A 20,903-nucleotide genomic window follows, 5' to 3' on the forward strand; every position below is an offset into this window, starting at 1 on the left:
CCAAATATTGCTAATAGCGCCTCTTTGTTATTATAATAGCGTACATTATCCTTTTACCATAAGAGAAAAGTTAAATGGAAAAATACACAATACGCAGAGATATTGCATCCAGAAGGATCAATTTTTCAGAGGAGCTAAATCCCTCGCAACTGGATGTGGTTACCTGTAAGGGCGGGCCTATGCTTGTACTGGCAGGGGCAGGAACCGGTAAGACTACAACTGTAACCTATCGTGTTGCGTGGCTTATAGAACAGGGGGTCAGGCCCTCTGAGATACTCCTTCTCACCTTTACAAATAAAGCGGCTAAGGAGATGATGTCACGGGCGGAAACTTTGGCAGGCGGAGAGATTAGCTCACTGTGGGGTGGCACGTTTCATCACATTGGAAACACCTTGCTGCGCAGATATGCTGAACTTCTGGGCTACACCAAGGACTTTACCATTTTGGACAGAGCAGACACTAACGAACTCTTTGATTCCTGTAAGTTAGAATATGAAGGCTCTAAACTTACGGCAGGATATTCAGGAGGGAAAGCTTATGGGGTGGCTCCTATCCCGAAAGCCGCTGTCCTTTCTGATATTTATTCATATGTGAAAAACACTTCTAAAACCATCGAGGATTCTATAGCAAAAAAATACAGTAAACTCCGCACTGCTACTGACGATATTATAGCAATATTTAAACTCTATGAGCACAAGAAAACCACGCTGAATTTGATGGATTTTGACGATTTGCTTATAAACTTAAAAGTTCTGCTCACTGATTTTCCCGACGTACGGGAACAACTAAGCGGCAGATTTAAGCACGTACTGGTGGATGAGTACCAGGACACGAACTCAGTTCAGGCTGAGATTGTCTATCTTCTTTCCTCTGTACACAAAAATATCATGGCTGTAGGAGACGATGCACAAGCGATATTTTCCTTTAGGGGAGCAAATCTCGATAACATTTTAAATTTTCATAATTATTATCCAAACACTAAGATATTTCGCCTTACCTATAACTACCGCAGCACTCCTCAAATTCTAAATCTTGCTAATGCAATAATCAGAGGCAACCGCCGGCAATACAGAAAGGACCTTGAATCCAGCCGAAACGATGTAACACATGAGGGCAAACCGTGTCCGCTCCCATATCTGGTAGAGCTTTCTGATGTTGAGGCACAGGCGGAGTTTGTGTGCTCTAAGCTCAGGGATATAGCCGAGGAGGGAGGCTTATTATCGAACGTTTCTGTGCTTTATCGCGCTCACTACCAGTCCCTTGAGCTACAACTGGAGTTGACCCGGCATGGGATCTTCTATGAGGTGCGCTCCGGCATGAAGTTTTTTGAAATGGCTCATATCAAGGATGTTATGGCATATCTTAAGGTTGTGGTAAATCCATTTGATGAAATTGGCTGGAAACGGATTTTAAAAATGATTCCAGGTGTTGGAAACAAAACCATAGAGAAATTTTGGGTTATTCTGACTCAAAATCAGGAGGAGACCCCCTTAGACGCACTGCCGAAACTTAACAACTCTATGCCGCAAAAAGGCAAAGAACGTTTCCGGCAGCTTTTAGAAACAATTGAACAAATAAAAAACCAAAGATCACCATCCAAAGCTATAACACTTATCACAGAGGGCGGCTACGAACAGTTTATCTACGAGGCTTACACTAACGCTGAGAGCAGACTTGAGGATATAGACAAAATGTCGGAGTATGCTATAAAGTACGACAGCATTTCCACATTTGTCAGCGATATGGCAATTGGGGGCGACACCGATGAGGATGAGGAGGCTGGAGACAGTTTCATGGGCAAAGTTGTGCTTACCTCGGTGCATCAGGCAAAGGGACTGGAGTGGAAACGGGTCTTTATAATCGGCCTGAACGACGGTCAGTTTCCGCTATTTAAATCCATTGCCGCAGGTGAAGAGGAGGAGGAAAGGAGGCTTTTTTATGTGGCTGTAACGAGGGCCTGTGATGAGCTTTATCTTTGCAACACACAGATGTCTAATATAGTAGGTCCTGTGAAACCATCAAGATTCATTGATGAGCTTGAAAGCCGTCTTTACCAGCCACTTGAGATCTCTTATGGAGGTGACAATGACATTTTCTGATGCCATAAAAATTGGTATAACCGCTACCAACAAGAACTGGATGCTGGTGCTTGTTAATGTTATCTCAATGATTGTAGCACTGATTGGTTTTGCCATAATTATAATTGTACCTTTAGTGGTACTTCTTGTTGTTGCCGGAGTCAACTCAGTTGGTTCTCTTAAAGACATTGACCCTGAGCCGATTTTTACCCTGTTTAGCACTAAGTACCTTGGGCTTGTTTTGTTTTTTGCCGCCCTGGCCTTTGTTTATACAATCTTTGTGATGTCCGCAATGCTGTTTATTTATGGAGCATCCTCAGGGGTTTTTGCAAAAACTCTGGCCAATGAGGGGTTCGATTTTTCCTTTAACTCTTTTATGTTAGAAGGAAAGCGGCTTTTTACCCCCATGCTTGGCTATACAACGATAGTTGGTCTTGCCGCTGTTGTTATATTAGTAGTGGTGGCGGTGGTTTTATTTATTTTTTACAATGTCTTACCCTCTGAGAGCGTTACAACCAGTTTTGCCGCTACTTTCCTGAAATATCTGGTTTTACTGGTTATACTTACGGCTGTTTTTTTTGCGTTTAACGCACTTGTTGCTCTGACTTTTTACGGATCGGCTGCCATTGCATCCGGCAATTTGAAAACCTTAGAGGTTTTCAAAGACTGTATAAGAGTGATGTTTAAAAAGCCGTCAACATTTTGGTTTTATCTGTTTACACTGTTTCTGCTGGTTGTTGCAAAGATAATTTTGCTTGTCATAACTGTGCTCATGTCGGCTATCCCTCTGATTGGTGTGGTTTTTGGCTTTACACTTAATATTGCGATGCCGGTTGTTTTCATTTATTTAAGCTATGTTTTTATGGCAAGCCTTTTTGCATACTACTTTGAGGTGGACACGGTTAAAACAGACACTGTAACTCATGAAATTATTATTGAACAATAGCTGTTTTCGTTATGATATAATGCGTGGGGGGATTGTGTATGGGAAAAGACTTTTTCTTAGGTAAGTACTTAATAGACAGAGGCCTCGTTATGGAGGAGGACGTTATAGATGCCCTTGAAATTCAAAGGAGAGAGAGTCCTGCCTTTGAAAAGGTATCACTTGACTTAGAGTTTCTTACAATGAAACAAATATTTCAACTGCTTACATATCAGGCTGACTCTGACCTTACATTTGCTGAGGTTGCATTGAGAAAAAAATACCTGACTCAGGAGCAAGTGATAAGAGTTAACAACATAATCATAGACACAAGACCGTTTTTAGGCAAAATCCTTGTCAGTGCTAACAAAATAACTAAGGAGAAATTAAACGAGGTTATTAGCTCATTTGATCAGGCGACTGAGAAATATCTGGACTTAGCTGAGGCTTTGAAAAGAATAAAAATATTTGAGCTGCTAGATGAAAATGCTCTTGAGTCGCTGGCTTACATTGCTCTAACAGAAAGATACGCTACCGGTGAGACGGTTTTAAGAGAGGGCGATGAGGCAGACGAATTTTTCTGCATAGTTTCTGGCTCTTTAAAAATCACAAAAAACACACAAGATACAGAAGGCGGCACCTGCTATATGGGGAGCATTCAAGCTCAAGATGTTTTTGGCGAATCTTGCATATTTGACCGCGGCAGGCGCACTGCAAACGTTATAACTGAAACCGAAACAGTTCTGGTAAAATTTAATCGCACATCATTCATAAATTTTCTGAAATACTATCCTAAGTCATCAATTTCGATACTGATTTTTATTGTGCAGCGGCTTATGGGACGCCTTGAGAGGTCTGACCGTGAGTTAGCATGCGAGAAAAAACGCGGCATTTCACAAAGCGAAATTGATGCTGTACTTGAGGAGTTTTTTAATTAATTTAGAGGGGTGCTGTACCACTTTCAGACTATTAAAAAAATGCCTGATAATGTATAATAGCCGCAGGGAGCAGATATGTTTTTAAGTGTAAATGTTGATCATATAGCGACTTTGAGGCAGGCACGGCTTGGGGTTGAACCCGATCCTGTAGAGGGTGCTCTGCTTGCCATCTCAGGAGGCGCTGACGGTATTACTGCTCATCTTAGAGAGGACAGGCGGCACATCTCAGACAGAGATTTAAAACTGCTCCGGCAGGTAATAACTGCGCCTTTAAATCTTGAAATGGCTGCCACCGATGAGATGATAGCAATAGCGCTATCAGTTAAACCTGACATGGTCACGCTTGTTCCTGAAAAACGGCAGGAGCTGACCACTGAAGGCGGTCTTGACGTCAGAGGGCAAAAGCAACGGCTAAGTTATGCGGTAGATAAAATCCAGTCTGAGGGGATACCGGTCAGCCTGTTTATAAATCCATCTGAGACTGATGTTACAGCAAGCGCTGAGACCACAGCAGAGATGGTTGAAATCCACACCGGTCTCTATGCTAACGCCGTGGGCGAAAAGGCAAAAACAGCAGAGCTGGGTAAAATTATCACAGCTGTATATGAGGCTCAACACCTTGGTCTAATCATAAATGCCGGACATGGTTTAAACTACAGAAACGTTTCACACATAGCAGCAATCAGAGAAATCAGAGGGCTTTACATAGGGCATGGTATAATGAGCAGGGCTATAATGACAGGCATTGAAAAGGCAGTGTGGCAGATGCGTGATTTAATAAGGCAGGCCGGATGATTTTCGGTATCGGCGTTGATATAATCATAAATCAGCGCATAAGAAAGGCGTTTGAAAAATGGGGAGACAGGTTTTTAACCCGTGTATACACAAAAACCGAACGTGATTATTGTGTTGGACAGCGTTTTTCAGAAACCTCTCTGGCTGCAAGGTTTGCTGCTAAGGAGGCTTTCATAAAAGCAGCGGGTGTGTTTTTTCCTTTTACGCTGATTGAGGTATGTAATGATAAATTGGGTAAACCTTACCTTTTGCTTTATGGCGGTGCGGATGATTTTACAAAACAACACGGAGTATGCCGTATGCACCTAAGTATAAGTCATGAGTCAACCCACAGTGTGGCAATGGTAGTACTTGAGAGTCAGGAGGCCAAAAGACAGTGAAAGCAGTTACAGCAAAAGAGATGATGGAAATAGACCGCAGGACTATAGAGGACGTGGGAATTCCGCAGGTGGTACTTATGGAAAGAGCGGGACTTGCTGTTGCAAAGCGGATAATGGAACGGTTTGCGCCCCAGTCGGTAACTGTAATCTGTGGCGGGGGAAACAATGGCGGTGATGGTCTTGTCGCTGCAAGAGAGCTTTATAATAACGGTTTCTGTGTGCATGTGTTTATGGCTGCCGAGCTTGCTTCTTTAAGCGATGCCTGTCGTTTTCAATTTGAGCTTTTAAAGAAATACGATATTGAGGTCTTTTCTAAACCTGTCGTTCGTGACAGTGATATTGTTGGTAATATCTTAGTTGATGCCATGATTGGTACCGGTCTCATCAGGCAGGTAAAGGATGCTATGGCTAAAACCATTGATTATATAAATTCAAGCGGCTGCTTTGTTTTTTCAGTTGACATTCCCTCAGGTATATCCTCAGATACGGGTGAGATATTAGGACATGCTGTTAAAGCAACAAATACAATAACATTTGGACTACCCAAACGCGGCCACTTGTTACATCCAGGACGTGATTACACAGGGGAGCTGTTTGTAGAGGATATAGGATTTCCGAGAGTGTTTCTTACTGATGAAAATATCACCTGTGAAACTGTGGAAAAAAATCTGGTATCAATGTTTTTGCCGACTCGTCCTGACTACTCATATAAGGGTAATTATGGACATGTACTTTTTATAGGCGGTGCAAGGGGTAAAACCGGCGCAATTGTAATGGCGGCAAAGGCCGCTATGAGATCAGGCTCAGGGCTTGCCACAATCGGGGTGCCATCCTCACTGCTGGACACCTATCAGTCACGGGTTACCGAGGAGATGACCCTGCCTGTTGCTGATAAGGGCAAAGGAAGGTTTTCTAAAAAGGCACTTACTGAGATACTGGATTTTGCAGAAAGGCGTTGTGATGTTATAGCCATAGGGCCGGGTATGGGAGTTGACACTGACACCGTGGAACTGGTCAGAGAGTTAATCGCTAACTCTCCTGTGCCCATAGTGCTTGACGCTGATGGTATAAATTCCCTTTCAGCACTAAAGTACCATGACAGGATAAACATTTTAAACACATCTCCGTCCCCGGTAACTATCACACCGCATACTGCTGAAATGGCAAGGCTCGTGCTTGAGGGTAAAACATCAAACCTCTCTCCTAAGTGTATGGAGGTGGAAAGGGACAGAGTGGGTGAGGCATCAAAGTTTTCTGCCCTCTCAACCTCTTACCTGATACTCAAGGGAGTGCCCACTATAACGGCTGACCCTGAGGGAAACACGTTTATCAATCCCACAGGCAGCCCCGCTATGGCAACCTCAGGGGCTGGGGATGTCCTTACAGGCATAATATCATCATTTTCAGGACAGGGCTTGCCTCCGCTATATGCTGCCCTCTTAGGAGTCTATATACATGGCATGGCTGGCGAGATTGCTGCCGATAAAGTTGGTGTATATTCCACTATTGCGTCAGACCTCATAGAATATATTCCCTTAGCAATTAACTACTTAACGGGAAAGGAAAAGTAAAATCCTCATATGAGGATAACACTGCTTATTTAGGAATACATTTTTACCTTTTATGGTAAGAGTTTTTATCAAATCACCTGTTTTAGCCTTTGGCATGGTACTTGCTACTTACTACAATAGTTATCGCCTGAAGATGGTGGAGGCGGTAAAAAAGTGATGAACACGGTTATACTGTAAATAAGTAAAAAAAGAGTTTAAAGGAGGTGACACAGATGAAGAAATTATTAGCAATCCTTGCAACTTTAGCACTTACCCTGTCATTTGCAGCATTTGCAGTGGCTGAGGAGCCAGCAAAAGACGCAGCAGCAGCACCTGCAGCAGCAGCACCTGCAGCAGAAAAGCCTGCAAAGGTAAAAAAGGCAAAAAAGGCAAAAAAGGCAAAAAAGGCAAAGAAGGCAAAAGCAGCAGAAGAAGAGCCTAAGAAAGCAGAGTAATCTTTTTATTTAATTAAAAAGAAGGTTTGGAATGTACAGGAGACAACAAATGAAGAAGCTTTTATCAGTTTTAGTAGCAGCCGTATTTGCACTTTCACTTTCAGTAGTGGCGTTTGCAGAGGATAAAGCACCAGCAGCTTCCCCAGCAGCTTCCCCAGCAGCCGATGCAAAGAAGGATGCTAAGAAAGACGTTAAGAAAGACGAGAAGAAAGACGAGAAGAAAACAGAAGAGAAGAAGTAGTTTCTTTCTGTATGATAAGAAAAGGACAGCAGCTATAAGGCTGCTGTCCTTTTTTATTGGTTTTACAAGGTGAATTTTTATTGAACATGTTTATTTGACAAAGAAGAGAAAATATGATAGACTGCCGGTGCGATGGGATATCTTATGCTCACAGCGAGGTTCTGATGAAAACAGTTTTTGTGCGTTTACATACAACTGCTGATGAGATAATTCCTCCGTTAAATTACGGTTATCTTAGTTCATCAATGCCAAACAAAAACACTTTGATTTTTGACCAGCTCAGGGACAGGAACTCAGACACTGTTTTAATTAAAAAGATAATTAATGAAAAACCGGATATACTTGGTTTTTCTGCATACACAAAAGACATCTCATTTGTTAAGCGCTTTGTTTCACAAATCAGGTCTTTTTTACCTAATACCATTATTGTTTTAGGCGGCGTTCAGATTACGTTAATGCCTGTGGAAACGTTTAAATATTTAGGCGGGATCATAGATTATGGTTTTAAAGGTGAATGCGAGCTTGCATTTAAGAAATTTACAGATCAACTCCCCCGACCAGGGGATGATCTCGATGGTTTTGATAATCTTGTATGGCTAAAAGACGGTCAGGTAAAAGAAAATGCTATCATAGCCCCTAAAAACCTTGACGAACTACCCTTTCCGCGATGGGATTTGATGCCGCCAGGCAGTTATCCCAAAGCGCCGCATGGTGCTTTCTATAAACAATTCCCATACGCTCCCATGATTACTTCAAGGGGCTGTCCATATCCGTGTACTTTTTGTTCGGCAGGGTTCATATCAGGAAAAAAGATCAGGTACAGAAGCATAGAAAATGTTATCGAGGAAATCAAGTATCTGAATAAATATTTTAATGTTAAAGAGGTTCATATTGAAGATGATAACTTTTCTATGGAAAGAGAGCGTGTTATTGATTTTTGCGAATCACTTATGCGAACAAACCTTAATATAACCTGGGCTTTGCCAAACGGCTTAAGATTAGATAAACTTGATCTTGATGACTTAAAATTAATGAACCGTGCCGGGTGTTATTCGGTAAATGTTGGAGTGGAAAGTGGAAATGAAAGCAGACTAAAACTAATTAAAAAGAAGATAACAAAGGAAAAAATAAAAGAAAAGATTGCTCTGGTCAAGCAGGCAGGAATGGATATTGGCGGTTTTTTTATAATAGGATTTCCTGGGGAGACCCGGCAGGAAATCGAGCAGACATTAAAATTCACCACTGAGCTTGAATTAGACAGAATAGGTATTTCATATTTCCAGCCATATCCCGGCACAGAGGATTTTAAACAGCTGCTTGACTCTAAACAGTATAGTTTTGACCTTGAAAATGCTCATCACTCACTCCACACGATAAGCTTTATTCCGGAGGGTATGAGTTATAATGCAATAAAAATCCTAAGATTTAAGGGTTTTTTGAGGTTTTATTTCAGACCGAGGATATTCCTGCAATTAGTAAGAACGATAAAGAGTTTTGAGCATTTAAAGTTTATATTAAAAAGGGGAATTAGGTGGCTTACATCATAGTACTAAGCAGCATGTTTCTGACTGCTGCTTAGTATAAAGGTAGTCTCAGTCTTCTTTACCGTCCTTGCTGCGATTGCGGCGTTTTTCCGCCATGATTTTTTTTATCGTTTTGTTAAAATCCACACTGAAAAGAATATATTTTGCCTGTTGCTCCGTTGTAAACATACTCCTTAATTCGTTTAATTCGTCCACCTCAGACAGCTTAAGTGAGAGGAGCTCTTTTTGGTTATGCACTATCTTATCAACAAGGGACCTTGTCATATTATCTTTTTTGTCGTCAACGGCTTTTCTCAGATTTTTGATGTCAACTCTCATCCCTCGCATTAACTCATGTCTTTTATCATCATATTTATCTATTACAGAAAATAGTTTTTCTGAGGACTCTTTATTCAAACCAAGCGCCTCTGTAATTTTCTTCTTTTTCAGGGCTTTTATCTTTTGGTGCATCTCTGCCATCTCTTTGTCATCCATTTTAGTTTCAGCTTGCACCAAAACAAAACAGCCAAATATAAACACCGACAAAAGAAACATCGTCATTGTTACGAATACTCTGGACTTTTCCATTCTAACTCCTCCATTGTGACTATAGTGTTATTACTAAATATTCCTCACCATCATAATCGGTTGAGACTGAGTCTTCATACTCATCTTCTAAATAGAGAATATCATCTGTTGTTAAAACATCCATAACTTTATCTTTTATAATGTCATTTTTCACTATTTCATTTCCACTGTGTTCGAGGATTCGTTGTACACTTATAAACCCTGCATAATTATAAACAACCAAAACAATAACCAGACACAAAGCCGCCACAGCAATCGGGTTAAGCCTGAGAAATTCCCATAAGCGGAACTTCTGCGGTTTTGTCTCTTTGGCTTGTCTTATAACATTTCTTGCAAGGTTATAAAAAAATATGTCACCAGGGTCTGGCACTTCGTTTTTCACCAGAGATTCAATGACATTGATTTCTTTAGCACACTCGTTGCATGCAGGGATATGTTCTTTTATTATTAGTGTTAGCTCCTCACTTAGAGCGCCTTTAAGGTAATCATGCAGCTTGTCTTGTATGTCATCATGCTTAATTTTCATTAACATTACCACCATCAAATGACTTTTTAAGTTTTTTAATAGCGCTATGATAATGAGCTTTAACAGCTCCCTCAGAGCAACCCATAACCGCAGCCGTTTCAGCCACGCTTAAGTCCTTATATACCCGTAGAATGACCGAGAGGCGCTGTCTGTCTGGGAGGGAAGCGAGGAGGCTTTTTAGGTGCCTCTCTCGCTCTTTTAGTATTAGGTGGGACACAGGACCTTGATCACTTGATTGTATAGTTTCATTTAATTCAACTTTAATTAAGGAGTTTCCACGCATATGGTTTAAGGCTGTGTTGACAGTTATTCTGTAGAGCCATGTTTTAAAAGATGATTTTTTTTTAAAATTTTTTAGCTCTGTCACAGCGCTGATAAGAGCCTTTTGAGTTATGTCCTTGGCCTCTTCCATATCCCCTGCCACCCGATATGAGAGTGAATAGACCTCCTTTTGGTATTTTTTTATAAGACTCTCAACCGCTCCCTCATCACCACAAAGATAAGAGTCTATCAGTCCGCTGTCTTCATCCATCCGTATTCGCTGACATTTTACTTATTTAGACACATCTTATCAGATAAAGGTTTAGTGAGTTTTAATTATTTTTTAACTGCAGCATAAAGCAGATACTCTATGTTTCCCTTATGTCCTTTGATTGGGCTTTCACATACACCGCAAAGTTTTAAATTTAAAGTTTGTACAAATTCACTAATATCGGAAACAACCCGCTCTCTTTTTTCTTTTGTTTTTATTATACCGCCTTTTTCCACCTCTCCCTTGCCTACCTCAAACTGGGGTTTTATAAGTGCTATAATTTCTCCGGACTGATTGTCAGAACCCACCGGGGCCAGAAATTCCACCGCTTTAGGCAATACAAGTTTTAGAGAAATGAAGGAGACATCTATCACAACGATGTCAATAGTATCTTTTATTGAAACTCTGTCTAAGTATCTGATATTGGTTCGCTCAAAAACGGTCACACGTTCATCGCGGCGCAATTTCCAGCCAAACTGCCCATACCCTACATCAACGGCATAAACCCGTGTTGCTCCCCTTTTTAGCAGGCAGTCGGTAAAACCCCCTGTTGAGGCGCCAATATCGAGGGCTGTTTTGCCGGATACAGATATATCAAAAGTGGAAAGCGCATGTTCGAGTTTTAGCCCGCCCCGGCTAACATAGGGACATGTTTCACCTTTTAAAGCAATATCAGCAGTTTCCTCTACAAGTTCGCCGGCTTTACTTACAACCGAAAGATTAACAACCACTGCTCCTGACATTATCAGCGCCTGTGCCTCATTTCTTGAGGACACGAGGGCTCTTTCAACGACTAATACATCGAGTCTTTTTTTCAGTTTAGTTTACTTTACTGTTTTCTTTCTGCCTGGAGATTTTGTTGTTTTCTTAGTGTCGGAGTCTGCTTTAGGAGCCGCTGTTTTTCTAACCCTTGGTTTCTTCTCAACAGTTGTTGGCTCAGTCTCAGGAGCTGCAGGCTTTTCAACTTCAGCGGCAGTAGTTGATGGCGGATTTTCACTTTCTGCAGGTTTATCCTCCACGCTTCTTGTTGGCAGTGTTATATAGAATTTCTTTGCCGCCTCTAAAAGCTCACCAAGGTATGCTCTGCCCTCCTCAGTCATGTTTATTCCCTTTTGCTGCAGTTCTTTTATAAAACCCTCCCAGCCGGCGTGGTCCCACTTGCCCTTTGTCTGTTCTACAAAGTTTACAGTTTGTTCATACATCACTTTTGTGGCATCTGAAAACCCCTTCCCAAATCCCTGCTTGAACGAGGACGTTTCATAAATTCTCTTCATTGACTGGACAATTGTGCCAAGATATGTCTGCATATCGCTGGTTAACTGCAAACCTTTTTCCTGGGCATCCTTAAGAAGGCTAAGCCACGCATTGTGGTCCCAGTACCCCTTCTGTTTTTCTACAAACTGAGACGATATCCTTAGTAAATCCCTGAATAATGTCATCTTACTTTCCTCCATGTAAGTTCATTTGTTGGTATTATACTGCTAACTCTGAAAAAAGAAAAGTATTCATACCACAAAAAATGTTTTAACTGCGGTTTATTGCAATGGAATTTATTAAAAAAAACGAAAAATATTTTAAATATAGTATAATAGCACGGGTGGGAATGATAAAAATATGCGGCGAGGTGAAAGTATGGGAAAGCATGGATACGAGGGCATAGGTGTGGCATTTCAGGGAGGGGGTTCTTTAGGGGCCTACCATATTGGGGCATATAAGTCAATGTCAGAGGGAGGCTATGAGCCTGATATTGTTTCAGGCATTTCAATAGGTGCATTTACGGCTGCTATCATAGCAGGAAATGCACCAGGCGACAGGCTAAAGAATCTGTTTGGATTTTGGGATTCTATAGCGTGGCCTGATGTATCCTCTTTTTCAAAGACAGGGATTCAACTCAAGAGGTTTCATAATACATTGTCTTCAATACAGGGGTTTTTGTTTGGCCAGCCTAATTTTTTCTCACCCCGTCTGCCGGTTCCTCAGTTTTTTCCTGCTGGCTCTATAGAAGCAACGAGTTACTACGACACTGAAGAGCTCGCTTCAACTCTTAAAAAATTTGTTGACTTTGACAGAATCAACTCCAATAAGACGCGGCTGCTTCTTGGCTCAGTCAGAGTAAAGGACGCTGTGCTTAAGTTTTTTGATACTCAGCATGCTAAAGATAATAACTACAGAATAGGCCCTGAGCACGTTATGGCAAGCGGCGCTATGCCTCCGGGTTTTCCCGGTATAAGGGTGGACGGCGACCTGTACTGGGATGGCGGCTGCATATCCAACACCCCGCTTGAGGGCATATATAAGGCCGTCCCGGAGAAAGATATGCTGGTCTTTATGATAGATCTGTTTAATCCCATAGGGAAAGAGCCAGAGGATATGAACGACGTCATGTCAAGATACAAAGACATACTGTATTCCAGCCGCACGTTTGACCACATAAAGCACATTAACAAGCGGCATAATCTTGCTTGTGCTTTAAAGAAAACTCTTGAGATCTCAGGTAGCCTGGATAAAGACACTTATGCTAAGCTTAAGTCTCAGCTTAGGGACAAATTATTTGACATAGTGCATATCGTATATGATGCGCCTCCGTTTGAGGTTCCGACACGGGATTGTGAATTTTCAAAAAGCTCTATCCGCGAGCGTGCCGAACATGGTTATAACGACATGGTGAAGGCACTGAGGGAAAGCCCGTGGCTAAAAGAACGCCTACCGGGGACACATTCATTGTTTTCCGGTTTCAGAGGTGGTAATCCTTATGATACTTAATATTTCTCAATAATTACCGCCAGCGGCCATGGCCTTGTCCGTGCCACAACGGCCTTTGAGAATTTGAATCTCTAAACTGGTAAGTTTTCGATTCAGCCGGTATAAAAATAGAATATGCGGCAATGGATAATTCTCCCTTTCTGTCATAAAACTTAGAGCCCGTAACCACTACATTCATTCCGGTCTTTATGGCAAGTCCTATTTGATTCAGATACCATCTGGGGCCGGTCACTACATTAAATGTCTTATCTGCCGAGAGAATTGTAAAAACATATGGCCCTCTCATTGACTCATCAGCCACAGTGACCACTCCGTTAACTGTTATCTCTGTGTTTGAGTCGTAACCACACCACTCATCAGCACTTACATTTTGTATCAGTAACATTGTTAATAACGTGGCTAAAAAAAGTGTTTTTAGCATATTATCCCAGCCTTTACACAGCGTTACACGGCAAAGTTAGCTTTGCCGTGTAACTCAGCGATTCTTTATGCTTCATTATGTTAGTTTGTCCTATATGGGCAGTATGGACCATATCCCATCCCTCTACCTATTCCTCCTCCTCTACCCATTCCTCTGCCAGCCAATGCCGGCCTGCTTGAAAATTCCTTCTTCTGCTCCTCTGTCATCTCCGGTACTCTTTTGCTAAGCTCAGTGTGTAATGCAGTTCTCTCCTCAATTGTGGCATTCCACATTGTGCCTCTTAGCCCAAGGAGCTCATCCGTAGTGTACTTGCTGAAATCTGTTGCGTACGCAACCCCTGCCAAAAGTGTAAGGGCTAATATTATCACTATCATCGTCCTCATATCCTTTCACCTCCTTTGTGATTGTTCATATCTATAACAATGCAAAGGTGATGCCAAAGGTGAAAAGCCCGGAATATCATGCGTTTAACAATATAATGACAGATTAAATACGAATTATTGCATGTGTAGATGCAATAATTGCACTTTGGTTATAATTATTTCAGGCCGTATTCTTTAACCTTATACTGTAGGGTTCTCATCGAAATCCCTAACATTGCAGCAGTTTCTTTTCTATTACCACCTGTGTGTTTTAAAGCGTTTTCTATTGTGCTTCGTTCAATTTCTATCAGGTTGAATGTGTCTTTTGACTCAGGCAACTCTGCTGGAATAGCCTTTAGAAAATCAACTATGCCGCCCTTTGACATGATTATCGAGCGCTCTATAACGTTTTGTAGTTCTCTGACATTACCTGGCCACTCGTATGATGTAAGCTTTTCAATTGATGCTTTTGATATATCACTTACATCTTTTCCTATCCTTTTTGATATGGATGCGGCCATATAGCGGCACAGTTGTGCAATAAAGGTTTTCCTTGTCCTTAGTGGGGGAATACTTATTGGGAACACATTTAACCGAAAATAAAGGTCCTGGCGAAAATTTCCTTTAGCAACCTCTTTTTGAAGGTCTCTGTTTGTTGCGCATATTATTCGTGCATCAACTTTTTGCGCAACCGTACCTCCTAATCTTTCAAAAGCACTGCCCTCAAGAACTTTTAAAAACTTTGCCTGAAGGGTTTGTGACATTTCTGAGACCTCATCAAGCAAAATACTGCCCCCTGATGCAAGTTCAAACTTACCACGCTTTGCTAAAACGGCTCCGGTAAATGCTCCTTTTTCGTAACCAAACAGTTCACTTTCCATCAGGTTTTCTGGAATGGCAGCACAGTTTAACTCAATGAAGGGCCCGCCACGTTTGCTTAGGGCATGAAGTACTCGTGCAATGAGCGTTTTGCCGGTTCCGGTCTCACCGGTCAGGAGTACCGCCGAGTTTGTACCGGATACGGCTGTTACCTCCTCTAAAATATCCTCCATTCCTCCAAAGATTATCTCAAGCGGTGGCAGCCCCTTTAACTGTTCAGTTCTTAGTGCCTCGTTTTCTGTAAGCAGCCGCCTTAGCTCATACGCCTTTGCAACGGCAAACCTAAGCACATTGGGGTCACTAAGTGGTTTTGTGATAAAATCCATCGCTCCAAGTTTCATAGCCTTTACTGCGCTATCCACTGTGCCGTATGCCGTTAGCACTATGAAATCAGTCTCGTGGTGAGAGAAATCACTCTGCTTATACTTCTCAATAAACGTAAGACCATCCATTTGTGGCATCTTAAGGTCTAATAAGATAAGATTGGGCTTGTAGTTTTCACAGATTGATATTGCCTCTATGCCGTTTGATGCGGATTTAATCGTGTATCCCTCGTCCTCCAAAACCCGTAACAGCAGCAATCTGATGGACTCCTCGTCATCAACAATCAGAACCCTGTAATTGCCTTTACTCATTTTTATCTCTCACAGGGCAGCGTTACCGTAACTGAGGTACCCATTGCAACCTGGCTTTCTATTAATATTGTCCCACCCATGGCAGTAACCAGATTATCCACTATCGAAAGCCCCAGACCGGTTCCTTTAACCTTAGTTGTAAAAAATGGCCTGCTTGCGTCTCTGAGAACTGAGTTGTCCATTCCCTTTCCTGTATCTTTTATCGTAAATTTGATCGCTTTTTTGTTCTCCCTGACTATTATGTATATTTTACCACATTCCTCAATTGAGTCCACTGCGTTGGATATAATATTTATCAAAACCTGTTTTAATTTTTCTCTGTCACAGTTTAGTGTATCATTTGTAACAGCGATTTCTGTTTCAACAGTGACCCCATCACCGTATGTAAGCATTCCTGTTACCTCTTCTATTAGCTGCCCAAGGGACAGTGGCTGGATTTTCACCTCAGGCGGCCTTGCATAGATAAGCAGATCGTTTGCGAGGTTCTCAAGGCGGCTTGATTCGTTAATTATAACAGAAAGACCCTCTGCCGCCCTGCCGTTTTCTTTAAGTTTCTCGCTAAGATATTGAGCAAAACCTTTGATTGAACTAAGTGGAGTCCTGATCTCATGAGCCAAAACGGCAGCCATCTCGCCAACAGCCGCAAACCGCTCCTTCACAAGAGCCTTCCTTTCCATCAGGTCCGTTTTTTTAAGATAATAGATAAACATAAACGCCAGAGTCCACATAGCAGTGACTATTGTAAGAAGAATAAACATGTGCAGTTTAGCACTTCTGACCGCCTCCATGGACGGATATGTGTGAAGAGCAATAGAGAGTACCATTGGCGCAACTGAATGTATATGAACCGGCATGTTCATTACATAGACTATCTCTCCGGTCTTCAGTGTTAAGTAGGTGGACTGTGGAATGCCTTCAATAAACGGTTCTGTGGTTGTCTGGCCTATCAGTTTGGGGTTAGAGTGTAAGACGATTTTTCTGTCCCTGTCATAAAGGATGATGTAGGCGATATGTTCCCAACGCTGTTTTTCCATTATTTCAGAGATTAGACTCTCGTCTATACCCGTACGGTTGAGGGCCTGATCGAGGGTAATTCCAATAAAATAGGCGGTAGACTTGAGTGATTCCTCAGATGAGCTCTTTGCTATCTCATAAGTGGAAATAGCACTAAAAGCCGACAAGGCTGTAAATATCGCAACCGCACTGATAACTATAAATCTTTGATTTAACTTCTTATTCGTTTTTATCTCCATTTACGTTACGGATTAATTTCCTTTAATGCTTACGTGTTTAGTCAATTTGTACAGGTCGAACGTGGAGGTTGCCACACCGGGCTCAACCACAAGTTTAAGCGATGCCTCCACTGTGGCCTCCTCAACACCGGCAGGCAACTTGATTTCAAAATTTTCCTCGTTAGTCTTAAATGGCTGAAGGGCGGTATCTCTCATCAGAGAGATTTTCCTGAAAGAGGCAAAGACCATCTTGTTTTCCGCATAGCCGAGTTTTTTCTGAGGCATGTAGTACCTGGTTTCGTTAAAAATCTCCTTGCCGTCTTTTGCCTTAACAATAACATTCATATCAAAGTGAGTGGGGGATGGGCAGCCATCGGGCATTCTGTGGCCAAGTTCCACAGGTATTGTCTTAGTCTTGACAACCACCATTGGAATGGAGACAAGTTTAGGGGTCTTAATCTGAAAAGTATATGCCATAGCATGTAGTTCAAACTTAAAATGCTCTTTGAGGCGCTTCATTTCAAAGGCCGTATCGTCATAGTTTGGTGGAAAACGGTGTCCGGTATCAGGCGCTCTCATATGGCAGTCCTGGCAGCTCTTATCCCCTCCGTTAGGTATGTAGTTTTGCAACAGGCTGTCATAGTTTGAAACACACCAAAATGGCTCTGGGGAGTTAAGCACGTTAGGGCCCTGGTGGCAGCCACCACAAAAAGAAGAGTCGGCAATCATGCTGTTTACTTTGGATTTGGTAAAGACACTGTCAGGGTGAGCGCCCCCAATGTCTTTAGTGCCGTAAACTACGTTCTTTTCAGGCAGCCCGTCTCTGAACTTACGCACTATGGCGTTTCTGTTGTGGCAGATTATGCAGTTAATCTGGAGTTTGTCTAAAACATCGTAGTTCTCTTTTAAAACCGCATCGGCAATTTCTTTAGCCACTTTTTCGGTTGCGTCCTCAAGCTGAGGGATGTGGCAAATAAAGCATGGTATCATATATTCTTTAGTGCTTTCTGTGACCTCATGGGATTTCTTAAGCTCGCCATCCCGCTGCTTCAGGTAGTCCTGCAGAGTGCCGAGAGTTTTACCAAATGGCCCCACCATGGGTTTACTGTGCAGTGACTTTTCCCAGTCATTATAAATCTCTTCATGGCAGGGTTTACATCGGGTGGAGTCGTATTTTTTTATAAGCTCATCAAGGCTGTCTATTTCTTTGGCAAAACCGTTTGATGGAACGATTAACAAAAAGAAACATATAATTAGAAAGAAGTATTTAAACCTCAACATAAATACACCTCCTTTTGCATTTTATGCCAAAGCAAAGTTGCAATAAATAACCCCTTAAAAATACTGGATTATATAATTTGCTGCAAGGAAAACTATAACGGCACCGAGCATCAGCTTTATGATTTTCTGCGGGACATGTTTTTGTGTCTTTGCCCCCAGATACATGCCTATGAGCCCTCCGATACCAAAGAGTATCCCCAAAAGCCAATCGGGAGTAGCTGAGACTCCTCCTGTGGCAGGAATTAAACTAAAAAAAATCGCCCCTGCTAACGATGTTATGAAAGTTCCCATCAAAGCAGCCCCGGCTATGGTATAAACTGGCAGATTGAATATGGCCACGCAAAATGGCGCTATAATAGATCCTCCGCCAATTCCATATGCTCCGCCAATGATGCCGACGACAAAGGACAAGATGAACATACTGACTGGTTTGAATGAAAAAGTCTCTCCCCAGAATTCGTATTCTATCTTTTTTATGGATAACGATATTGTTTTCACTACGGCATCCGAGGAAACCCCTGCATGAATTTTAAACTTCTCGTCTAATGTTTTTGAGACAGGGGAGTTTGATTTCTTTTTGACGACAAATTCTTTCAAAAGCCTTATACCTATATACATTAAAACACATCCTACAAAGAGCTTAAATACTTTTGGATCGGGAAGATAAAAAACCCTTACGTAGTAGCCGATAAACACGCCGGGCAATGTCCCTAAAACTACAACCCATGTAAGTGGCCATGCCATACGCCCTTCTTTTATGTACCGGTAAACGCCGCTTGGAATTGCAAAAATATTAAAAACATGATTTGTTCCGCTAACCGAGGGTGCTGTGTAGTTAAGAAAACTCATCTGGAATGGAAGCAGGAGAAATGCACCGGATATTCCTCCCATAGACGTAAAAAAAGATATAACCATTGCCACAAAGGGAGCCAACAAAATATTGGCTTTAACTCCTGATACTGGAAATGTTACTGTAAGTAAATCCATCATAGTATTATTCTCCTCGATAAAAATCCAAATAATTATGTTTCATGACGACAATATCGTCAACTTTCATCTTTCATTCTGTACCCGGGAAATCCTGCCCTTCTTTGATTCCAAAGAACATTGCAGTTTTTCCTACAGGTATCCCCGACACGACTTCCATTGTTGCTACGTCTATCTTGTTCATAATGTTGTCTTCTGCGTTGATCATGTAAAAGAACTTCCCATCAGGGGTGAAATAAGAAGCATGAGCCTGTTTTTTCCCTTTTCCAACATGGATATCTTTTACGACCTCCTGTTTATCTACATCTATAACCGTAACAATATTGTCTTTATGCTGAATAACAAATATATATTTGCCGTCAATAGCCATTGCCGGATGTCCTGCACCCATGCCTGCCTTTAAGGTTTTCGTAATTTCCTGTTTATCCACATCCAGTACTGCTACAGTTGTACCGCCCTCATTACAGGAAAAGAAATACTTTCCATCTTTCGTGAATACTCCATGATGTCCCAGCCCCTTTTCCCCGGCTTCAAGAGGAATGGGAATATTCTTGACGATTCTGTCCTTGTCAACGTCGATTAACGTTATAGAGGTACCACCTTCCTTTGTGGTTTCGTTCACCGCGTAGAGCAGTTTGCCATCTTTTGAGGGATGGAGGTAGTGATTTGAACCCGGCATACTAAGCGTTGATTTTATCTCACCTGTTGCCACAGCTATTTTGACAATTGTGTTATTAACATTATCTGAGACATATATGTATCCGCCGTCCTTTGACCAGTAAGGGTGCTTAATCATAGCGCCCTTAAATATTCCATCAGGCTCTTTCCCTATGGGAATCGTCTTTATTATGGTGTCGGTTGCCGTATCTATGAAAGATACTTTTAGGGCGTCTTTGTACACAACCGCAAGGGTTTTCCAGTGGGGGGATACCGCAATCAACATGGAAATGGCAGGCAGTGGGATAGTTTTGATTATCTCGAATTTATTCGCATCGATAACAGTCAGATCTCTCGACCCACGGTTGTTCACATATACTTTTCCGTTTTTAGTAAAAGCAAGTGCATGGGGTGTCTTGCCGGTTGGCAGTGTTTTCACAACCTTCTCCGTGCTAAGGTCAACTACTATAAGGTTATCGTCACCTTCATTTGTAACATAGGCAAGCAGTTGGGCAGCATGGACAACATGGTCGGCAAATAAACACCATATAAGTACTGTGAGTAAAACTGCTGTTTTTCTCATCCAATTCCTCCTTAAACATAAATTATTCCATATATAGATTGAAAAATAGTAAAAACCCTCGTTAAATAATTCGATGATAAATGCTATATCTTCTACTTTAGTTGACCACGTTGTCAAGACCACTTTTTAATCGTATTTTTTTATAATTTTCAGATGAGGTAATTCGATAAATTCCATTTTACATCAAAATAAAGTTACAATAAAGAATGATGAAAACAATAGTGTTTCTTATAGCTTGTGCACTGATGCTGCAAAACACTTGTGTCTATGGTTTTGCTGCAAAGAGTGGGTTTATCGCTGCTAAAGTGCATAACTGTGAATTTAAGAAATGCTGTCACAATTGCTCAAAAAAGAAGGATACAGTCAACGAAAAAGCTGGAAAGATTTTTCATCAAACATTTGTATTAACCATTCCTGAGGTAAAAACTGTAAGCCGTTGTTTTCCGGTACGCAATAATTACTTTTTCAATTCGTCAGACATATACAAAGATCCCTTTCTAAATCCATTTCAAAAACCTCCTGCCGTTTAGCCACTAAGCTATAAATAAAGACTGGATTCCCGCTCGTAGGCGGGA

23 protein-coding genes are annotated in these 20,903 nt (G+C 41.6%); 11 read left to right on the forward strand and 12 right to left on the reverse strand.

Annotated elements, in window-relative coordinates:
- Nucleotides 1-74: 74 nt before the first annotated feature.
- From HQK88_09080 to HQK88_09120, 9 genes are all read left to right on the forward strand, one after another.
- A complete protein-coding gene (locus tag HQK88_09080; protein ID MBF0616955.1) occupies nucleotides 75-2,099 on the forward strand; it encodes an ATP-dependent helicase in 2,025 nt (674 codons plus the stop codon).
- Nucleotides 2,086-3,024 (forward strand): hypothetical protein, encoded by a 939-nt coding sequence (locus HQK88_09085; GenBank protein MBF0616956.1) that lies wholly within the window; start codon nucleotides 2,086-2,088, stop codon nucleotides 3,022-3,024. Before HQK88_09080 ends, HQK88_09085 begins: the two co-directional genes overlap by 14 nt.
- Before the next feature lie 38 nt (nucleotides 3,025-3,062).
- Nucleotides 3,063-3,938, forward strand: a complete 876-nt coding sequence (locus HQK88_09090; protein ID MBF0616957.1) for a cyclic nucleotide-binding domain-containing protein — start codon at nucleotides 3,063-3,065, stop codon at nucleotides 3,936-3,938.
- A 75-nt stretch (nucleotides 3,939-4,013) separates the two neighbouring features.
- Nucleotides 4,014-4,733, forward strand: coding sequence for a pyridoxine 5'-phosphate synthase (locus HQK88_09095; GenBank protein ID MBF0616958.1), 720 nt, complete (start codon nucleotides 4,014-4,016; stop codon nucleotides 4,731-4,733).
- Nucleotides 4,730-5,113, forward strand: a complete 384-nt coding sequence (gene acpS, locus HQK88_09100; GenBank protein ID MBF0616959.1) for a holo-ACP synthase — start codon at nucleotides 4,730-4,732, stop codon at nucleotides 5,111-5,113. Before HQK88_09095 ends, acpS begins: the two co-directional genes overlap by 4 nt.
- Nucleotides 5,110-6,684, forward strand: a complete 1,575-nt coding sequence (locus HQK88_09105) for an NAD(P)H-hydrate dehydratase (protein ID MBF0616960.1) — start codon at nucleotides 5,110-5,112, stop codon at nucleotides 6,682-6,684. The genes acpS and HQK88_09105 overlap by 4 nt, the downstream gene beginning before the upstream one ends.
- 212 nt (nucleotides 6,685-6,896) lie before the next feature.
- Entirely contained in the window at nucleotides 6,897-7,118 is a 222-nt protein-coding gene (locus HQK88_09110) for a hypothetical protein (GenBank protein ID MBF0616961.1), read from the forward strand.
- Between the two features lie 49 nt (nucleotides 7,119-7,167).
- Nucleotides 7,168-7,359 carry a hypothetical protein gene (locus HQK88_09115; protein MBF0616962.1) on the forward strand — a complete coding sequence of 64 codons (192 nt, stop codon included), beginning with the start codon at nucleotides 7,168-7,170 and terminating at the stop codon, nucleotides 7,357-7,359.
- A gap of 164 nt (nucleotides 7,360-7,523) precedes the next feature.
- Nucleotides 7,524-8,906: a radical SAM protein gene (locus tag HQK88_09120; GenBank protein MBF0616963.1), complete on the forward strand. Its 1,383-nt coding sequence runs from the start codon at nucleotides 7,524-7,526 to the stop codon at nucleotides 8,904-8,906.
- A gap of 45 nt (nucleotides 8,907-8,951) precedes the next feature.
- Here HQK88_09120 and HQK88_09125 read toward each other — a convergent pair whose 3' ends face one another.
- The 5 genes from HQK88_09125 to HQK88_09145 all read right to left on the reverse strand — a co-directional run bounded on the left by HQK88_09125 (nucleotide 8,952) and on the right by HQK88_09145 (nucleotide 11,967).
- Nucleotides 8,952-9,470: a hypothetical protein gene (locus HQK88_09125; GenBank protein MBF0616964.1), complete on the reverse strand. Its 519-nt coding sequence runs from the start codon at nucleotides 9,468-9,470 to the stop codon at nucleotides 8,952-8,954.
- A 19-nt stretch (nucleotides 9,471-9,489) separates the two neighbouring features.
- Nucleotides 9,490-9,996, reverse strand: a complete 507-nt coding sequence (locus HQK88_09130; GenBank protein ID MBF0616965.1) for a zf-HC2 domain-containing protein — start codon at nucleotides 9,994-9,996, stop codon at nucleotides 9,490-9,492.
- A complete protein-coding gene (locus tag HQK88_09135) occupies nucleotides 9,986-10,528 on the reverse strand; it encodes an RNA polymerase sigma factor (GenBank protein ID MBF0616966.1) in 543 nt (180 codons plus the stop codon). The genes HQK88_09130 and HQK88_09135 overlap by 11 nt, the downstream gene beginning before the upstream one ends.
- Nucleotides 10,529-10,593: 65 nt before the next feature.
- Nucleotides 10,594-11,346: a TlyA family RNA methyltransferase gene (locus HQK88_09140; GenBank protein ID MBF0616967.1), complete on the reverse strand. Its 753-nt coding sequence runs from the start codon at nucleotides 11,344-11,346 to the stop codon at nucleotides 10,594-10,596.
- Nucleotides 11,347-11,352: 6 nt separating this feature from the next.
- Nucleotides 11,353-11,967, reverse strand: a complete 615-nt coding sequence (locus HQK88_09145) for a hypothetical protein (GenBank protein MBF0616968.1) — start codon at nucleotides 11,965-11,967, stop codon at nucleotides 11,353-11,355.
- A gap of 193 nt (nucleotides 11,968-12,160) precedes the next feature.
- On the opposite strand from HQK88_09145, the gene HQK88_09150 reads away from it, so the two are divergent.
- Complete coding sequence (locus tag HQK88_09150) at nucleotides 12,161-13,291, forward strand: patatin-like phospholipase family protein (protein MBF0616969.1); 1,131 nt, start codon at nucleotides 12,161-12,163, stop codon at nucleotides 13,289-13,291.
- A 13-nt stretch (nucleotides 13,292-13,304) separates the two neighbouring features.
- Here HQK88_09150 and HQK88_09155 read toward each other — a convergent pair whose 3' ends face one another.
- From HQK88_09155 to HQK88_09185, 7 genes are all read right to left on the reverse strand, one after another.
- Complete coding sequence (locus HQK88_09155; protein MBF0616970.1) at nucleotides 13,305-13,712, reverse strand: hypothetical protein; 408 nt, start codon at nucleotides 13,710-13,712, stop codon at nucleotides 13,305-13,307.
- 80 nt (nucleotides 13,713-13,792) lie between these two features.
- The gene (locus tag HQK88_09160; protein ID MBF0616971.1) at nucleotides 13,793-14,095 is read right to left on the reverse strand and encodes a DUF1104 domain-containing protein; all 303 of its coding nucleotides are present in this window, start codon (nucleotides 14,093-14,095) and stop codon (nucleotides 13,793-13,795) included.
- A 155-nt stretch (nucleotides 14,096-14,250) separates the two neighbouring features.
- Nucleotides 14,251-15,588 (reverse strand): sigma-54-dependent Fis family transcriptional regulator, encoded by a 1,338-nt coding sequence (locus tag HQK88_09165; GenBank protein MBF0616972.1) that lies wholly within the window; start codon nucleotides 15,586-15,588, stop codon nucleotides 14,251-14,253.
- Nucleotides 15,589-15,590: 2 nt separating this feature from the next.
- The gene (locus HQK88_09170) at nucleotides 15,591-16,841 is read right to left on the reverse strand and encodes an ATP-binding protein (GenBank protein MBF0616973.1); all 1,251 of its coding nucleotides are present in this window, start codon (nucleotides 16,839-16,841) and stop codon (nucleotides 15,591-15,593) included.
- A 12-nt stretch (nucleotides 16,842-16,853) separates the two neighbouring features.
- On the reverse strand, nucleotides 16,854-18,101 hold the full coding sequence (locus HQK88_09175) for a hypothetical protein (GenBank protein ID MBF0616974.1): 1,248 nt from the start codon (nucleotides 18,099-18,101) through the stop codon (nucleotides 16,854-16,856).
- 54 nt (nucleotides 18,102-18,155) lie between these two features.
- Entirely contained in the window at nucleotides 18,156-19,091 is a 936-nt protein-coding gene (locus HQK88_09180) for a sulfite exporter TauE/SafE family protein (GenBank protein ID MBF0616975.1), read from the reverse strand.
- Nucleotides 19,092-19,161: 70 nt separating this feature from the next.
- Entirely contained in the window at nucleotides 19,162-20,328 is a 1,167-nt protein-coding gene (locus tag HQK88_09185) for a hypothetical protein (protein MBF0616976.1), read from the reverse strand.
- 206 nt (nucleotides 20,329-20,534) lie between these two features.
- Between HQK88_09185 and HQK88_09190 the strand changes: the two genes are divergently transcribed.
- Entirely contained in the window at nucleotides 20,535-20,858 is a 324-nt protein-coding gene (locus tag HQK88_09190) for a hypothetical protein (GenBank protein ID MBF0616977.1), read from the forward strand.
- The last annotated feature ends 45 nt before the right edge of the window (nucleotides 20,859-20,903 follow it).

The sequence above is a fragment of the Nitrospirota bacterium genome, from assembly GCA_015233895.1.
In the GTDB taxonomy this organism is placed as follows: domain Bacteria; phylum Nitrospirota; class Thermodesulfovibrionia; order Thermodesulfovibrionales; family Magnetobacteriaceae; genus Magnetomonas.